Below are 14,372 nucleotides of genomic sequence, written 5' to 3'. Positions count from 1 at the left end.
TAATAAATTTGCTAAATAACATTGTTTGTTTTATAAACAAATTTCAGGCTCATTCATTACCCAATGGGCAAGCTTGCTATATTAGCCTTTGATAGGCAATCTTGCAGCAATAATTGTTGAATTATCGACTAGAATAACGAAAACATAAATACAATTGGTAGTGTCATTGGCCAAGTTAAGCCAATAAGTATGGCGCTCAGTAAGCGCATAAAACAGTTAGGGTCTTTTGTTACGAGTAGGGTAAATAGCATTGCGCATACACCGCCAATCCCATAGATGACGAGTATGTATTCAAATGTGGACATGCAGTTTTATTAATTTGTTAACAGATAGGGGCAGATTGTACACTATTTTCACAAGGGCAGGTTATCTTCTTTATTGAAAGAGTGAATATTCCACTAAATCGAATATCTGCTTGAGTATTTTGTATATAATCTTGCTAATATAAAGATAGGTTCAATTTTCTTCAGGAAAAATTATGAAATATCAGCAGCTTGAAAATCTTGAATGTGGCTGGAAATGGGAATACCTCGTCAATAAGGCAAGGGGTGGCGAAGCAATTACCCGCTATATAGAAAGAAGCGCAGAAAAAGAAGCGATAGACTTGCTGCTAAAAATGGAAAATAGACCGATTGATGTACTAAAGTGGATCACTCTGCATATGAATCCAGAGCTTGATAATCGAATGAAACAGAGTATTCGAGCGAGGCGCAAGCGTCATTTTAATGCAGAACACCCACATACACGTAAGAAATCAATAGATTTAAACTTTTCGGTGTGGCAGCGTTTGTCTAATCTTGCTGTGAAGCGTAATAAGACGTTGTCTGAAACTATTATTCAGTTGATTGAGGACGCGGAACATAAAGATAAATATGAAAGCCAGATGAGCTCATTGAAACAAGATTTACAAGCGATCCTTGGGACCCCAAAGGGAACGGATAATTAAAGAAAATCAGTGATGAGCGTCGCTTAATCGTGTGTGTCCAAGCAAGATACCCTTATTACAGAATTAGATTTTTGAAAGTAAATTTTGGGGTTGTACTTGTTTTGTTATTTCTGACAATAAAAAACCCCAATATTCATTGGGGTTTTTGTTTTTCAGTTCGAAATTCAAACTAGGGCTAAGAATTAAGCACCTGGTTGAGTTACAACTTCAGTTGTACCTTGGATTTCGATTTCAACGCGACGGTCTGGCGCTAAACACTCGATCAGAGCAGCACGGCCTTTAACATCGTCACATTTGTTACCAGTTACTGGATCTTCTTTACCACGGCCTTCTGCAGCGATTGCGCTAGCTGGAACGCCTTTAGCAACTAAGTAGTCAACTACAGACTGAGCACGTTTTTGTGACAGTGGCAGGTTGTAGTTTTGTGAACCGATACGGTCAGTGAAACCAACTACCAGTACGCGACCTTGAGTTGGGTCGATGCTGCTCAGTTCGTTGTACAGCTCATTCAGAGCTTCTTGACCTTCTGGTTTCAGGCTTGCTTTGTTGAAGTTAAACAGAACGTCTGAACGCAGAGTAAAGCGTTTGTTTTCAACAACTGGAGCTGGAGCAACAACCGGAGCTGGAGCAACAACTGGAGCATCAGCTTGACCGAAACGGTAAGCAACACCAACGCTCAGCATGCCGTTGTCTGGACGAGTACCGATGTTGTCTTTGTCACCTAAGTTGCTAACCCATTGGTAGTCTAAACGAGTAGCCCACTCTGGAGTGATTGCGTACTCAAGACCCAGTGCGTATACAGGTGCAACGCCAGTGTCAGTTTCTTTGTAGTTACGTTGGTTAGCTTTAGCTTCTGTACGGTAAACCATACCACCTAAACGAGTGTAAACGTCTAAGTCATCCATGATTGGATAGCTTAATTTAGTAGTTAATGAAACACCCATAGATGTTAAGTCGCCTTTGTCAGCGCCTTTGTATTTCATTTTACCAAACCAGTCATAACCTAATTCGAAGCCCATGTACTGGTTGTATTGGTAACCAGCAAATGCACCCGCACCTAAAGTATCACGTTCGGTAGAACTACCTACTGAAGGGCCATCGTTAGGAGTGAATTTAGTGTCTTCATAGTGAGACCAACCTAATTTAGCACCGGTATACCAAGTGTTATCTTTTGGAGCTGCTTGTGCAACGGTTGCAAAAGCTGCTACTGCCACTGCTACTGCGATAGCTGTTTTTTTCATTTTTACGCCTCGTTATCATCCAATATTGGCTTGGCTTCGCTGAGCCTTATTATATGCCATTGGTTTAATTTACTTGCTAGGTTTCGCAGACATTATCTACAAAAAAATAAGAAAAGTAAAAAAATAATGCCATAAGCCGAACAAGCTAAAGTCTACAACGAACTTAAAAAGATACAAGTAGAGTGAGCAATAATCGTTAAAAAAAGTGTTTTTTTAGTGTATAAATCAGAGAGATATGTATATTTTTAGCAATGATTATTTTTAATCTATCTGATTGATCTACAATACTTTTAATTTAACTTTAGAGACAAATATGTCTAAAGGTTAAATTTAGTAAGAAAATTCTTAATCTTGCCTAGTGGTAATGATTTGAATGAATTTTTAAGTGGTTTGACTGTCTTGCTTGTGTACTAACCATATCATATGTTTTCTGTGGGCGCATAATTAAACCGATAGAACGGCCTTCTTGAGCAGCATATTGCAAACGAATAAAATCTTGCTCGCTTATTTCCGGCAGCCACCCCAAAACCACACTATAATTACCACTTCTTAATGCTTTTTCCATGGCATCAATCGTAGTGATATCTTCCATATGATTTAATTGCATAACTTTATTGGTGGGTATACCTGATTGTTCTAACCAGTGTTTACTGAGTTTTTTATTAGGACTTAGCCAGAGTAACCAGCGTGATTGAACCCCAAACTGGCGAAGCATGGGTAATAAAATGTAATCCATAATAGGGTGTTTTTCATCGTAAACAAGTTCGCTCACCATACCTTGTTGCATAGAGCTGTTAGTAAGCCCTGTCGCAGGGATTGATTGTGCGTAATTATTAAGAGAATGTTCTGTTGAGTTGTTCCAAGAATAGATGCTCATAATTTACCTCGTTACAATGCTGTATAAACATACAGTAACTGTATATCCATCCAATATCAAGACTATTTTTTCAAAGCGCTTCGCAACTTTGTTGTTTTTTTCTGCATTCTTCTTGGCATTTTTTATGGATACTCTCAAAATTGGTTATGCGTAATTATCTGTAAAAAAAGAAATTATAAAATTAATTTTCTCAAGGATGAAAATTGAGCATACCCAAAAAGGAGTTTGGTAATGTTGTTAGAAGAAGAAAAAAATTTTTATTTATCTCATTTGTTAAGTCAGTTTGGCGAGTTAAAACGTAAAAATCATTTCGGTGGGTTTTGTCTATTAGTCGATGATGCAATTGTAGGGTTGGTACTCGACGGTTGTTTTTATTTGCGTGGCTGCTTAGTGGCAAGAAGTCACTTTGAAGCGTCAGGGTTTAATCGATTAGTTTATACTAAAAAAGGCATTCCATTGGAAATGCGTTACTACCAACTTTCGGAACAAGTTTGGCATGACGAGTCCTTGTTTCTTCAATATATTGAGCTGGCATACCGTTCAGCTATCGAGGAATTAAAACAAAAGCAATCAATGACTATGCGTATAAAAGATTTGCCTAATATGAATATGTCGGTTGAGCGCGCACTAGGGAAAATAGGTGTATCTCATGTTGATGATTTGCGTTTGATGGGCGCAAAGGCTTGTTTTATGAAGTTAAAAAAACATGGTAGGAATAACCCCAGTATTAAGTTACTCATTGGCTTAGCCGCTGCAATAGAGGGGTGCCATAGTGCTGTTTTACCCAAGGATATCAAACAAGAGTTAATCGCTTGGTATAATAGTTTTGAGTTGACGTCAGCCTAAACCTGCGAAAGTGGACTGGTATTTTTGTAGTTAATATTACATTACGCCATATGAAGATGGGCGGGTATTTAGAATTTCAATACCCGCTCATCGGTATATTTATGACGCACTAATGGTTCGAATTATTTGTTTTATCTCAGGAATTAGTTCGAGCAATAACTTAGTTTGTTCCATGATAAGTAACGTTTTTTCGTCATCACTGGTTGAAATGTTATCTATGCGCTGCAATAAACTGTGGCGAAGTTTATCTGATTTTTCATCAATAACGAGTGGGTCAATGGTTGTGATTTGTAGCGATGATTCAACATAACAAATAGCGTCGTTGAGTAATGAAAGATTACCTTCATTTTGCATTTTTTCACGATGCGCACCTAATGCAGAGATATAGCTGAGTAAAGTGTGGTTTAAGCAGAGAAGGCGAAAAGCTTGTTCTTGAGTGATTCGATAAGACTTAGGGTCAGAAGCCATATTGGAGACAATAGAAGCGAATTCTGCATCATTATTATGTGCGTCTCTTCGTGCGATTCGATATTCAAGGCGGTTGTCTTTACCTTGGTAGTACTGTTGTAAAATAGCATCTAAATAACGGCAGTTGCTATCCATGGTTTTTTGTATGACCTGGGGAAGTTGACGGAATTTCCAGTCAGGCCAAATGAAGCTGACGGCAAGTAATGCAATAAAGCAACCAATTAATGTGTCAATGATCCGTGGAAGTGCAACGTCAAACCCTTCGCCAAGTAGGTTAAAACAAAACAAGACGAGTAGCGTGATAAATAAGGTTGCTTGGGCGTATTGGCTACTGCGAAACATAAAGAACAGCAAACCAGAAATAACGATTAGCGTGAGTTGGCCTTCCATTGAAGGGATTAAATTCAGCAAGGGTAAGCCAATGAGAATACCAACAATCGTGCCTATTATACGTAGAGCTAAACGGCGTTTAGTGGCGCTGTAGTTAGGTTGGCATACAAATAAGCTAGTGAGTAATATCCAATATCCTCTTTCCATATCAAATAGTTGGATGATGATATAGCCAGTACAAAGGAGAATTGACATTCTGACCGCATGGCGAAATAAAGAGGATTTCGGGGTTAAATGGTGTTTAACTCGCGAAATAATATCACTAATACCTGATAACGATTCGTCAGATAATTGCTCTATTTGTTTATTATTTTGCTGCCATGTACTTTGCTCAAGGCTTAGGCCTTTAAGTTGAACGTCAATGCCTTTTAAGTTTTTAAGCAAGTTATACAGAGCTTTAATTTCATGAAGCTCAGGTGATTGCTGTTTTAGTAGCTGTAGCGATTTTTCAATGTAAGTGAAGGTACGTTCAAAACGAGGGTTATGTTGGTATTGTTTACGCCATAAAACCGATTGAGCAACTTGCTGGCAGGCTCTTGCTTGCATGGTTAGTAGGCGTTGGAAACGAAATAAAATATCACAATGACGTAAAGTACGGCTAAGTTGTTGGTATTGTATGTGAGATGAACTTGCTCGTTCGTGAATATCTTGGGCAACAAAATAATAATGCAGTGAATTTCGCGTGCCTTTTTGTCCCCGATCTCCTTTTAATCGGCTCAGTAATGCAATTTTAGCTTGGTTCATGGTGCTAACTAAATGACTGTTTACTAAAGCTAAATCATAAACTGAACGTTGGTAGTCATCTTCTAAGTCTGGGTCAAATAAGTTGGCTTTTGCATCTAGATAAGCTGAAAGTTGCTGGTAGCATTGGGTTATTGCATCTTGTAGTGGCCTAACAGGAAATAAAATATGGCCAATCAAAGTTAAGATATTATACCAAATTGCCCCTGTGAGTAATAATGCAGGTTGTTGGTACCAAGTATCAAAAATAGGTACACCGAGCATGGTATAAATGGCAATTAACAGTGCACCAAATGCGATGGTTGCGTATCGCTGCCCTAAAGCACCAAGAAGAATAAAACCACACGTGGAAAAGGCGAGGCCAAAAAAGAAAAACAAAGGGTATGGAAACAGCAGTTCAATTGAAACGGATGCAATAAAAAAACAAAAAAGTGTAATAATTAAATTTTTTATTCTGCCAGTTAGCCTATCATCTAAGTCAGTCAGTGCTGCAGCAACCACGCCCAAGGTAAGTGGGATAGTGATTTTAGGCTCTTGGTTTAATAACCACGGCACCAAGGTTGCGCCTGTCAGGGCTATAAAGATTCGGATATAATATAAAATATGGCTGTTATATAGCACACGACGATAACTGGTAAGCAGTGTTAGCACAAAGTACCTCAAAGGTAAGACAAGCCCTAATCTATATAGGATAGCTTGTTTGCAAGGAATAAAAAACCGTTTGGAATCAAGCCAACCGTATTTTTGTCATTGATTTTCTCAGGTGCAGGACGTATGGAACTGAAATCAACACAGATTGGACAGCGTCTGGCTCAGCATCCCTACAATCGGGTTCGCTTGCTCAACGCAGGTATTGAAGTGAGTGGTGAAAACCACCAATATCTTATCCCATTTAATGAACTCATTGATATTCGTTGTAAGAGAGGGATTGTTTGGGGGGAGTTAGAATTTGAAATTGTGAATGAGCAGGTTGTTCGTTTACATGGTACGGAATGGAAGCAAACTCAGCGCTTTTATCATTACTTAAATGAAAAATGGCAACAATGGAGCACTGAAATGAGCCACGTCAGTGCTAGTGTATTGAGTGAATTAGTTAATTCGATTGAACAATTGACGCAACAAGATCATTGGTTGACGTTGCGCCACTTAGCCGAGATAAAAGATAAAATATCACAGAAATTCTCATCGCTACCTATGCCTTTGGCGCGCCTTTTATTATTTGAAAATTGTGCACCACAATATCACGAATGCTTAAATTGGCTAAATAATGGCCAAAACTGTCGGCGGCAAATTAACGATCACTGGTGTGAGTCTGTCTTAGTTCACTATCACGATTTTTTCCAGCAAGTAGAAACATCACCACTCAATTATTCACAGTCTTTATCTGTAATTAATGGTGAGGATAACGTATTAGTACTGGCGGGGGCTGGGAGTGGTAAAACATCAGTCCTCGTGGCTAGGGCTGGCTGGTTGATCTTGCGAGGTTTGGCAAAACCAGAACAAATTCTATTGTTAGCTTTTGGTCGCAAAGCGGCAGATGAAATGAATGAACGTATTCATTCACGACTACAACAAGATATTGAAGCAAAAACTTTCCATGCTCTTGCTTTACACATTATTCGTGAAGGTAGCAAAAAATCGCCAGTAATTAGTGAGTTAGAAACTGACACTCAAAAACGGCAAACACTATTATTAAATGAATGGCGAGAACAATGTTCAGCAAAGAAAGCACAAGCAAAAGGCTGGCGAGAATGGCTTTCTGAAGAATTGCAGTGGGAAATTCCAGACGGTGAGTTTTGGAAAGACGAAAAATTAAGCAATAAAGTGGCTGCTAGGTTAGACCGTTGGCTAAGCTTAATGCGTATGCATGGCGGTAGCCAGAAGGACATGATTGATAATACGGAAGAAGAAATAAGGGACCTTTTCCAAAAGCGCATTCGTTTAATGGCGCCGTTATTGAAAGTGTGGAAAAGCGCTTTGAAAGATGAAGGTGCAATTGATTTTTCTGGATTAATTCATCAGGCCATTAACATTTTAGAGAAAGGGCGTTTTATTAGCCCATGGAAACATATTTTAGTCGATGAGTTCCAAGATATTTCGCCTCTTAGAGCTAAATTATTGCAGGTACTACGACAGCAGAATAAGCAAACGACGTTATTTGCTGTTGGAGACGATTGGCAGGCTATCTATCGGTTTAGTGGTGCAGAATTAGACTTAACAACATCGTTTGAGCATAACTTTGGCATTGGAGAACTTTGCGCTTTAGACACCACTTATCGTTTTAATGAGCGTATTGGTGAAGTGGCTAACCAGTTTATTTTACAAAACCCAATGCAGCTAGATAAACCATTGAATAGCTTAACGAAAGGGAATAAAAAATCGGTTGTTCTTCTTTGTGAGGATGCCTTTGAACGTTTGTTGGACAAAATGAGTGGCTATGTGCTTGATGATGAAACGGTATTAGTGCTAGCCCGCTACCATTATTTAAAACCTACTATTTTAGATAAAGCCAAAACTCGTTGGCCAAAATTAAATATTCAGTTTATGACGATTCATGCCTCAAAAGGGCAGCAAGCAGACCATGTCATCATTTGTGGTCTGAATAGTGGAAAGGATGGTTTCCCTGCTCCTGCGCGCGAATCAATCATTGAGCGAGCTTTATTGCCTAAACCAGAAGATTTTGATCACGCAGAAGAAAGACGTTTGCTGTATGTCGCATTAACACGGGCTAAGCAGCAAGTTTGGTTACTCTATGACCCAGAAAAACCGTCAGAATTTGTTGATGAACTCAAGCAATTGGGCGTTCCAAAGCAAAAGAAACCTTAAGGTAATCTTATTTTGTATTAAGCGCCAGAATGCTGTGGCGCTTAATATTGGTAGATTAGTTAGTTCGTTTATTTAAATAGCTTTCGTAATCAGGAATAACGACGTCTATTACATTATCAAAATAGGGTGATGTGATTAAAAAATCAGCAGTTGCAGGGTTGGTCGCGACAGGAATATTCCAAACTGTAGCCAAACGTAACAATGCTTTAACATCAGGGTCATGAGGTACAGCATTAAGAGGGTCCCAGAAGAAAATCAAGAGGTCGATTTTTTGTTCTGCGATCATTGAGCCTATTTGCTGGTCTCCCCCCATAGGGCCACTTAGCATACTGGTGACTGGCAACCCAGTGTGCTGGTGGATTAAATTACCTGTTGTGCCGGTTGCGTATAATTTGTGAGTTTGGAGCCGTTCATTGTTTTTCTTAGTCCAAGATAATAATGAAGGTTTACAGTGGTCATGGGCAACCAAAGCAATATTTTTTGAGGCTGTAATTTTACGGGTTGTTGATTCCATGATATTCCCTTAAGTAAGATGCGAGATAAACATCTTTAAAAATTGAATGAGCAAAGATATACAACATATATCATAATGCTAGTGAATAGTTTATAGGTTTTGGGAGATATTTTGATGAGAGATCAAGAAATTGCTGAAATTTTAAAGTGTGTTCGAACTATTGCTTTAGTGGGAGCGAGTGATAAGGCAAATAGGCCGAGTTATGAAGTTATGGAATATCTTTTGCATCAAGGCTATACCGTTATTCCAGTGAGCCCCAAATTGGCTGGGCAAACTTTATTAGGGCAGCTTGTATACGAAAAACTTAGTGATATACCAGAGCCTATTGACATGGTCGATGTGTTTCGTAATGCAGAAGCTGCAGTAGGAGTGGCCAGAGAAGCAGTGGAAATTAAAGCTAAAGTTTTGTGGTTACAAAAAGGGGTGATTAGTGAAGAAGCACAGCAAATCGCTTTGCAGGCTGGTTTGCAGTTTGTTATGGATAAATGCCCAAAACAAGAAATACCTGCTTTAGGTCTTGAAAAATAAAGTATTTCTAGCGTTAAAAAAGTAAAGCAGCTAGTGAGCTGCTTTACGGTTGCGTTCATAAATAACAATATAAATATTTGAAGGTTAGTTGCGAAGGCGAGGTGCTTGCAACTGAGACCTTATTGATTCCGCTAGTTCATCCATTGATGGTTGCTCTGGATGGTCTTCTACGGTTTCATAAGTAATTTGAGCTTCAGCCAAATAAGTATGAACAGCATCCCCATTGTCATCTTCCATAACAACATGATACCAAGGTAGATCGCGTAGTGTGCTGTTAGCGGCAATATCATCATCATGTGGTTGTTCGAGCGAATACTCAGCGTCTACATCGACAACAACGCCTAAGTAGCCGAGAAGTTTGTGTCTAACTTGTTGCCCGATTCCATATTTACTGGTGATCATCATAGCGACCTCCTAAAAGCCTTGCTTATACTTCAAACTATATATGGGCAGTGCTACGCGTTTTCAAGCTAAGATATAGACAATTATCAATAACGCAATACACTGTCTTTATACGTAACGATCAAAAGCAGTGCCTCATTTAGCAGATTATCTGTTCAATGAATAAAAAACAACTGTTAAAAGAAGGTATCAATACATTATGCTCTGACAATGGAGGCTCACATGATTACATCAGGTCGATATTTTTATATTTATGGTCGTGTTCAAGGGGTTGGGTTTCGTTACCAGACCTATCATTGGGCTAATCAGAATGGCATAAAAGGCTTTGTGTGTAACCGGGATGACGGTAGTGTTAAGCTAGCTATTTATGGCTCAGAGCAAGATATTGAGTTTGTTGATGAGTGGCTGAAAGCTGGGGGGCCTCCAGGGGCAAAGGTAGACCATTTTTTTACCGAAAACTGGAAAACCGAGCCAATAGCGGACTTTAGTGTCCGCTATTAGCGGAAATTAAATGCATTTCACCGGTTTTGGCAGGCCTGCAAGTTTAGTCGCTTGTTTAGCAGGACCTTTAGGAAATAACCGGTATAAATAACGGCTATTGCCTTTTTCTTCCCCAAACTGCTGGGAAACTGCTTTAACTAACATACGAATAGCAGGAGAGGTATTAAATTCCAAATAGAAATTCCTGACGAAACGGATAATTTCGAGGTGTTCATTGGTAATTTCAATATCTTCTTGCTGTGCGAGTAAAGGAATTAATTCTTCACTCCATTGTTGGCTGTCAAGCAGGTAACCTTGCGCATCTGTTTCTATTTCTTGATTATTAAAAACCAACATACTCTTTTTCAACTCAAATAAAATTAGAACGTAAATTTAGCAAAAATAGAGATGTAACCCAAGTAAAGTCGTTAGAATGTTGATATTTTCGCCTAACAGTATGAAAGACGTATGTTTTTAAAGCGAATGATCACATTAGGGGTTTACATCCAATGAGAGGATGTTTATAGTGCACGTCATTGCGGAGGGGTGGCCGAGCGGCTGAAGGCAGCGGTCTTGAAAACCGCCGATGGGAAACCATCCGAGAGTTCGAATCTCTCCTCCTCCGCCATCTTCACTTCCAATCAAGTCTACTAAAGTCTTCCAATCCCAAGTAAATCAAGCATTCCAACTGAATTCCATTATTCCAACGTCTACTATCGTCTATTGAAAACTACCCCCTTTAGGTGGTACATATGGGGGTACATTTATACCCCATGATTTGAGTACCCCCAAATGAAACTAACCGTTAAGCAAATTGATTCCAGCAAGCCTAAAGAAAAAGACTACAAACTGTCAGATGGTGGTGGGCTGTATCTATTGGTTAAAACTAATGGCGGAAAGTATTGGCGGTTAAAATACCGAATTGATGGCAAAGAGAAACTTTTAGCTATTGGAATTTATCCAACCGTTACACTAGCTGATGCCAGAAGAAAGCGTGATGATGCAAAGAGATTGCTGGCGGATGGAATTGACCCAAACCAACAACGCAAAGAACAAAAGCAAGCCTCAAAGATTGACAGTGTAAACACCTTTAAAAATATTGCCCTTGAATGGTATGAGGGCAGAAAGGATCGCTGGTCTGTTGGTTATCGTGATGACATGATGGACGCATTTGAGAAAGACGTTTTTCCTTATATAGGTAATCGCCCGATTGCTGAAATCAAACCCATGGAACTACTCGAAGTACTTTCTATTATGGAAAAGCGCGGAGCAACCGAGAAGCTAAAGAAAGTGCGTCAACGTTGTGGCGAGGTATGGAAGTACGCCATTATTACTGGTAGGGCTGAGTATAACCCTGCGCCAGATTTAGCCAGTGCCTTTGTTCCACATAAGCGTGAGCACTACGCCCATCTTTCAGTAAGTGAATTACCAGAGTTTCTTTCTTCTATTGATAAGTACATGGGAAGCCAGATTGTAAGAGTGGCATTAAGGGTGCTTATATTAACTGGAGTTCGACCAGGCGAATTGAGAAAGGCGGAATGGTCAGAAATTAACTTTGATACTGGAGTATGGGAAATACCGGCTGAAAAAATGAAGATGCGCCGCCCTCATATTGTACCACTATCAGAGCAGGTTATTGATTTGTTGAAACAGATACACCCTATCAGTGGCAGTTATCAATATATATTCCCTAGCCGCACTGATTATAGAAAACATATATCAGATATGGCACTGAATACGATGATTAGGCGCATGGGTTACAGTGGCAGAGCCACAGGCCACGGCTTCAGACACACAATGAGCACTATCCTACACGAACAAGGTTATAACACCGCATGGATTGAGACACAGCTAGCGCACGTTGATAAGAACTCTATTCGTGGAACGTATAACCATGCTCAGTACCTTGATGGCCGTAGAGAAATGCTTCAATGGTACGCTGATTACATGGGGGCATTAGAGAACGGGGGTAATGTAGTCCACGGCAATTTTAAACGTGCTTAGTCCACCAGCAACCAGATACAGAACCAGACAATAAAAGGTCTGGTTTTTTGTACCTGAAATAGTCACAACTGGACAAATAGACAGTAATTATAGACTGTAGTAGACTTGTGTAGACTATAAAGAATAAAGCTATGTCTAGGGTAGCTCCCGAAAACTAGTACACCTCTACTAGCTGGCATAGCTCCTATCAAAAGAGGGCGTGAGGTGGCGTTGTGACAGATTTAGATAAGATTGAATTGGTAAGTTATCATGCAAAAAAAATATATCTATTCATTTGGGATATTTACTACTGCGTTGCTGCTGCTCCAACAAAGAGAAATGATGATAATGACAGAAAAATTTTAATTGCTAGAGCTTGTGATGAAATAATAAAAAAAGAAGAGATAAGGCAAGGCTTGAAGGAATCATACAGCTATTTGTCCAAGTTTTTAGAAGAAGTTCATTTAACTAAAGCCATCCAGTCACTGGGCATAGATACTGATTTTAATATTGATTTTTATCCATTTATTTTGGAGATAGTAAATAACAATCGTAATACATCTTCTTACTATAAAAAAAATGAAATCAGTAGGAATATGGTTGCTGACTTAAGGGTTGTCTGTTCTGTTTTTTTTAAAATAGCCTCATAATTGAGAAACGAAGACAATGTGAAATATATAGAGTATAAAATCGCTTTTTTAGAGGATTACAAATCTAAATTAGAGGATTTAATACAATTGAATAATCATTGGATTTTATCTGATTATAATTATAGCGCTCAATTTAAAATTACAAATGGCGACAATAGCTTCAATCCTCTATGGATTGAGACTGAAATAAACATATTGAAAAGTGAATTAATAACAAGTAGAAATGATCAAACAAAAAATGATAGGGCGTTATTAGCATCGTTAGCTGTTTTATTCATTGAAAATGGATTTGAGAATATAAATAAAGCTATTAATTTGATAGCAGCTTCCACTGTAATCGATAATTATATTGACCAAAGGACAGTATCTAGGATTATTTCAAAAGCCAAGAGCAATAATATAAAAAAACAAGAAGTGCTAGTTGGGTATGACAACGCACTGAATGAGAAAAGAGATAGAATGAGAAGCATCATTGACTCTCAAATGGCTTATAAGTATACGCATAGGGAAGAAAAAATATTTATGAATCCACTGGCTGGGCGAAGAAGTTTTATGTTGAATAAATTCAATTATGAGTTTGAGTTATTAAAAATTAAGGACAAAACTATGTAAAATTAAGCGCTCTTATGTCATGACGTTGAATGATGTATAAATGAATAAAATGGTCATGATAAAGTAGCGGAAATTTATTAGTTTAAGCGTCATTTTTAATTTATAAAACTATATATAGCATACCTCCTGAGATATACGGGCGTCCATCAAGGCGTATCATTAATCAGATAACAGGGGGCATCATGCCAACAGTAACAACCTTAAAAGAAAACCTCATTCGCTTACCTGAAGTTATGCGTCGTACTGGCTATGGTAAGGCGTGGATTTATCGCCTCATTGAAGCAGGTCAATTCCCTAAATCAGTAAAGATAGGTACTCGTTCTATTGCTTTTGTTGAGTCAGAAGTCGATGAGTGGGTAGCAAATAAGATTGCTGAATCACGCACTGGCGAGGTGGCATAATGGAAAAGAAAAACCACCCGCTACAGGTGGCTTCTCAGGATAACGCGACAGCATCTATTCTATCAAAGAACCCACCGAAAAAACACCGTGCCCGTTTATATATGTTAGGTACTGGCATTAATGGATTTACTGAGAATGAAATATTAATTCATTGTCGCTTATCGTCAGGTCGTAATTATCCAAATGAATTGGAACGTTTATTAAATATCGAACTAGAACGTATTGATGAGCCTAATCCTGATGGTATTGGCTCACACTACCGCTACCGCTTTAAGACGGCTCAGGACGCGCAAAAGGTCATCAATTTAATTAATGAACGCGCTGAACAAGGTAATTACCAAACACTGGATAAAGCACACGTAAATAACATTTTAAGCCTCTACCCGACAAAATAACGGAATAAGAAAATGAAACTAAAAAATAACAGCTTAAATGCTGGTGGATTCGCTCACCCTGAAAACAGCCAA

Annotated in this window: 17 protein-coding genes and 1 tRNA gene; 11 read left to right on the top strand and 7 right to left on the bottom strand. The window is 38.8% G+C overall.

Features of this window, described 5'->3' with window-relative positions; genetic code table 11:
* Window positions 1-128: 128 nt before the first annotated feature.
* Window positions 129-305 carry a GhoT/OrtT family toxin gene (locus tag PSF67_RS10240; protein WP_004909646.1) on the bottom strand — a complete coding sequence of 59 codons (177 nt, stop codon included), beginning with the start codon at window positions 303-305 and terminating at the stop codon, window positions 129-131.
* A 173-nt stretch (window positions 306-478) separates the two neighbouring features.
* Here PSF67_RS10240 and matP point away from each other — a divergent pair, with 173 nt between their 5' ends.
* Window positions 479-946 carry a macrodomain Ter protein MatP gene (gene matP, locus PSF67_RS10235; protein ID WP_166185307.1) on the top strand — a complete coding sequence of 156 codons (468 nt, stop codon included), beginning with the start codon at window positions 479-481 and terminating at the stop codon, window positions 944-946.
* A gap of 182 nt (window positions 947-1,128) precedes the next feature.
* Here the strand turns inward: matP and ompA are convergent, their stop codons facing one another.
* Together ompA and sulA are read right to left on the bottom strand one after the other, a co-directional pair.
* Entirely contained in the window at window positions 1,129-2,187 is a 1,059-nt protein-coding gene (ompA, locus tag PSF67_RS10230) for a porin OmpA (RefSeq protein ID WP_210850282.1), read from the bottom strand.
* Between the two features lie 355 nt (window positions 2,188-2,542).
* A complete protein-coding gene (sulA, locus tag PSF67_RS10225; protein ID WP_166268055.1) occupies window positions 2,543-3,064 on the bottom strand; it encodes an SOS-induced cell division inhibitor SulA in 522 nt (173 codons plus the stop codon).
* 231 nt (window positions 3,065-3,295) lie between these two features.
* Between sulA and PSF67_RS10220 the strand changes: the two genes are divergently transcribed.
* Complete coding sequence (locus PSF67_RS10220) at window positions 3,296-3,910, top strand: TfoX/Sxy family DNA transformation protein (RefSeq protein ID WP_272676861.1); 615 nt, start codon at window positions 3,296-3,298, stop codon at window positions 3,908-3,910.
* 99 nt (window positions 3,911-4,009) lie between these two features.
* Here PSF67_RS10220 and yccS read toward each other — a convergent pair whose 3' ends face one another.
* Window positions 4,010-6,160 carry a YccS family putative transporter gene (gene yccS / locus PSF67_RS10215; protein WP_148241594.1) on the bottom strand — a complete coding sequence of 717 codons (2,151 nt, stop codon included), beginning with the start codon at window positions 6,158-6,160 and terminating at the stop codon, window positions 4,010-4,012.
* A gap of 123 nt (window positions 6,161-6,283) precedes the next feature.
* Here yccS and helD point away from each other — a divergent pair, with 123 nt between their 5' ends.
* Window positions 6,284-8,335, top strand: coding sequence for a DNA helicase IV (gene helD, locus PSF67_RS10210; protein ID WP_231068986.1), 2,052 nt, complete (start codon window positions 6,284-6,286; stop codon window positions 8,333-8,335).
* Between the two features lie 55 nt (window positions 8,336-8,390).
* On the opposite strand, the gene PSF67_RS10205 is transcribed toward helD, so the two are convergent.
* Window positions 8,391-8,849, bottom strand: a complete 459-nt coding sequence (locus tag PSF67_RS10205; RefSeq protein WP_102138515.1) for a methylglyoxal synthase — start codon at window positions 8,847-8,849, stop codon at window positions 8,391-8,393.
* A gap of 114 nt (window positions 8,850-8,963) precedes the next feature.
* Between PSF67_RS10205 and PSF67_RS10200 the strand changes: the two genes are divergently transcribed.
* Window positions 8,964-9,377, top strand: a complete 414-nt coding sequence (locus tag PSF67_RS10200; RefSeq protein ID WP_102138516.1) for a CoA-binding protein — start codon at window positions 8,964-8,966, stop codon at window positions 9,375-9,377.
* A gap of 84 nt (window positions 9,378-9,461) precedes the next feature.
* Here the strand turns inward: PSF67_RS10200 and hspQ are convergent, their stop codons facing one another.
* On the bottom strand, window positions 9,462-9,782 hold the full coding sequence (gene hspQ / locus PSF67_RS10195; protein ID WP_004256095.1) for a heat shock protein HspQ: 321 nt from the start codon (window positions 9,780-9,782) through the stop codon (window positions 9,462-9,464).
* 219 nt (window positions 9,783-10,001) lie between these two features.
* Between hspQ and PSF67_RS10190 the strand changes: the two genes are divergently transcribed.
* A complete protein-coding gene (locus PSF67_RS10190) occupies window positions 10,002-10,280 on the top strand; it encodes an acylphosphatase (RefSeq protein ID WP_195698474.1) in 279 nt (92 codons plus the stop codon).
* Window positions 10,281-10,286: 6 nt separating this feature from the next.
* On the opposite strand, the gene PSF67_RS10185 is transcribed toward PSF67_RS10190, so the two are convergent.
* Complete coding sequence (locus tag PSF67_RS10185; protein ID WP_004256090.1) at window positions 10,287-10,616, bottom strand: TusE/DsrC/DsvC family sulfur relay protein; 330 nt, start codon at window positions 10,614-10,616, stop codon at window positions 10,287-10,289.
* A gap of 183 nt (window positions 10,617-10,799) precedes the next feature.
* Between PSF67_RS10185 and PSF67_RS10180 the strand changes: the two genes are divergently transcribed.
* The 6 genes from PSF67_RS10180 to PSF67_RS10155 all read left to right on the top strand — a co-directional run bounded on the left by PSF67_RS10180 (window position 10,800) and on the right by PSF67_RS10155 (window position 14,300).
* Window positions 10,800-10,887, top strand: a tRNA-Ser gene (locus PSF67_RS10180).
* Between the two features lie 164 nt (window positions 10,888-11,051).
* A complete protein-coding gene (locus PSF67_RS10175; protein WP_272676860.1) occupies window positions 11,052-12,263 on the top strand; it encodes a tyrosine-type recombinase/integrase in 1,212 nt (403 codons plus the stop codon).
* 212 nt (window positions 12,264-12,475) lie between these two features.
* A complete protein-coding gene (locus tag PSF67_RS10170) occupies window positions 12,476-12,892 on the top strand; it encodes a hypothetical protein (RefSeq protein ID WP_272676859.1) in 417 nt (138 codons plus the stop codon).
* Between the two features lie 18 nt (window positions 12,893-12,910).
* Complete coding sequence (locus PSF67_RS10165; protein ID WP_272676858.1) at window positions 12,911-13,504, top strand: hypothetical protein; 594 nt, start codon at window positions 12,911-12,913, stop codon at window positions 13,502-13,504.
* Window positions 13,505-13,686: 182 nt separating this feature from the next.
* Complete coding sequence (locus PSF67_RS10160) at window positions 13,687-13,905, top strand: helix-turn-helix transcriptional regulator (protein ID WP_172767332.1); 219 nt, start codon at window positions 13,687-13,689, stop codon at window positions 13,903-13,905.
* Window positions 13,905-14,300 (top strand): hypothetical protein, encoded by a 396-nt coding sequence (locus PSF67_RS10155; RefSeq protein WP_094960712.1) that lies wholly within the window; start codon window positions 13,905-13,907, stop codon window positions 14,298-14,300. Before PSF67_RS10160 ends, PSF67_RS10155 begins: the two co-directional genes overlap by 1 nt.
* The last annotated feature ends 72 nt before the right edge of the window (window positions 14,301-14,372 follow it).

This window comes from Providencia sp. PROV076 (genome assembly GCF_028483405.1).
Taxonomy (GTDB): Bacteria; Pseudomonadota; Gammaproteobacteria; order Enterobacterales; family Enterobacteriaceae; genus Providencia; species Providencia huaxiensis.
The sequence above is the reverse complement of the archived record's forward strand: the minus strand, read 5'-3'. Positions and strand labels throughout refer to the sequence as shown.

Coding starts and splice junctions, on each gene's coding strand:
- PSF67_RS10185 (WP_004256090.1), bottom strand. CDS start 10,616: ATGTTGGTTTTTAATAATCAAGAAATAGAAACAGATGCGCAAGGTTAC.
- PSF67_RS10205 (WP_102138515.1), bottom strand. CDS start 8,849: ATGGAATCAACAACCCGTAAAATTACAGCCTCAAAAAATATTGCTTTG.
- matP (WP_166185307.1), top strand. CDS start 479: ATGAAATATCAGCAGCTTGAAAATCTTGAATGTGGCTGGAAATGGGAA.
- PSF67_RS10175 (WP_272676860.1), top strand. CDS start 11,052: ATGAAACTAACCGTTAAGCAAATTGATTCCAGCAAGCCTAAAGAAAAA.
- sulA (WP_166268055.1), bottom strand. CDS start 3,064: ATGAGCATCTATTCTTGGAACAACTCAACAGAACATTCTCTTAATAAT.
- PSF67_RS10155 (WP_094960712.1), top strand. CDS start 13,905: ATGGAAAAGAAAAACCACCCGCTACAGGTGGCTTCTCAGGATAACGCG.
- PSF67_RS10240 (WP_004909646.1), bottom strand. CDS start 305: ATGTCCACATTTGAATACATACTCGTCATCTATGGGATTGGCGGTGTA.
- PSF67_RS10220 (WP_272676861.1), top strand. CDS start 3,296: ATGTTGTTAGAAGAAGAAAAAAATTTTTATTTATCTCATTTGTTAAGT.
- hspQ (WP_004256095.1), bottom strand. CDS start 9,782: ATGATGATCACCAGTAAATATGGAATCGGGCAACAAGTTAGACACAAA.
- PSF67_RS10190 (WP_195698474.1), top strand. CDS start 10,002: ATGATTACATCAGGTCGATATTTTTATATTTATGGTCGTGTTCAAGGG.
- helD (WP_231068986.1), top strand. CDS start 6,284: ATGGAACTGAAATCAACACAGATTGGACAGCGTCTGGCTCAGCATCCC.
- PSF67_RS10200 (WP_102138516.1), top strand. CDS start 8,964: ATGAGAGATCAAGAAATTGCTGAAATTTTAAAGTGTGTTCGAACTATT.
- ompA (WP_210850282.1), bottom strand. CDS start 2,187: ATGAAAAAAACAGCTATCGCAGTAGCAGTGGCAGTAGCAGCTTTTGCA.
- PSF67_RS10160 (WP_172767332.1), top strand. CDS start 13,687: ATGCCAACAGTAACAACCTTAAAAGAAAACCTCATTCGCTTACCTGAA.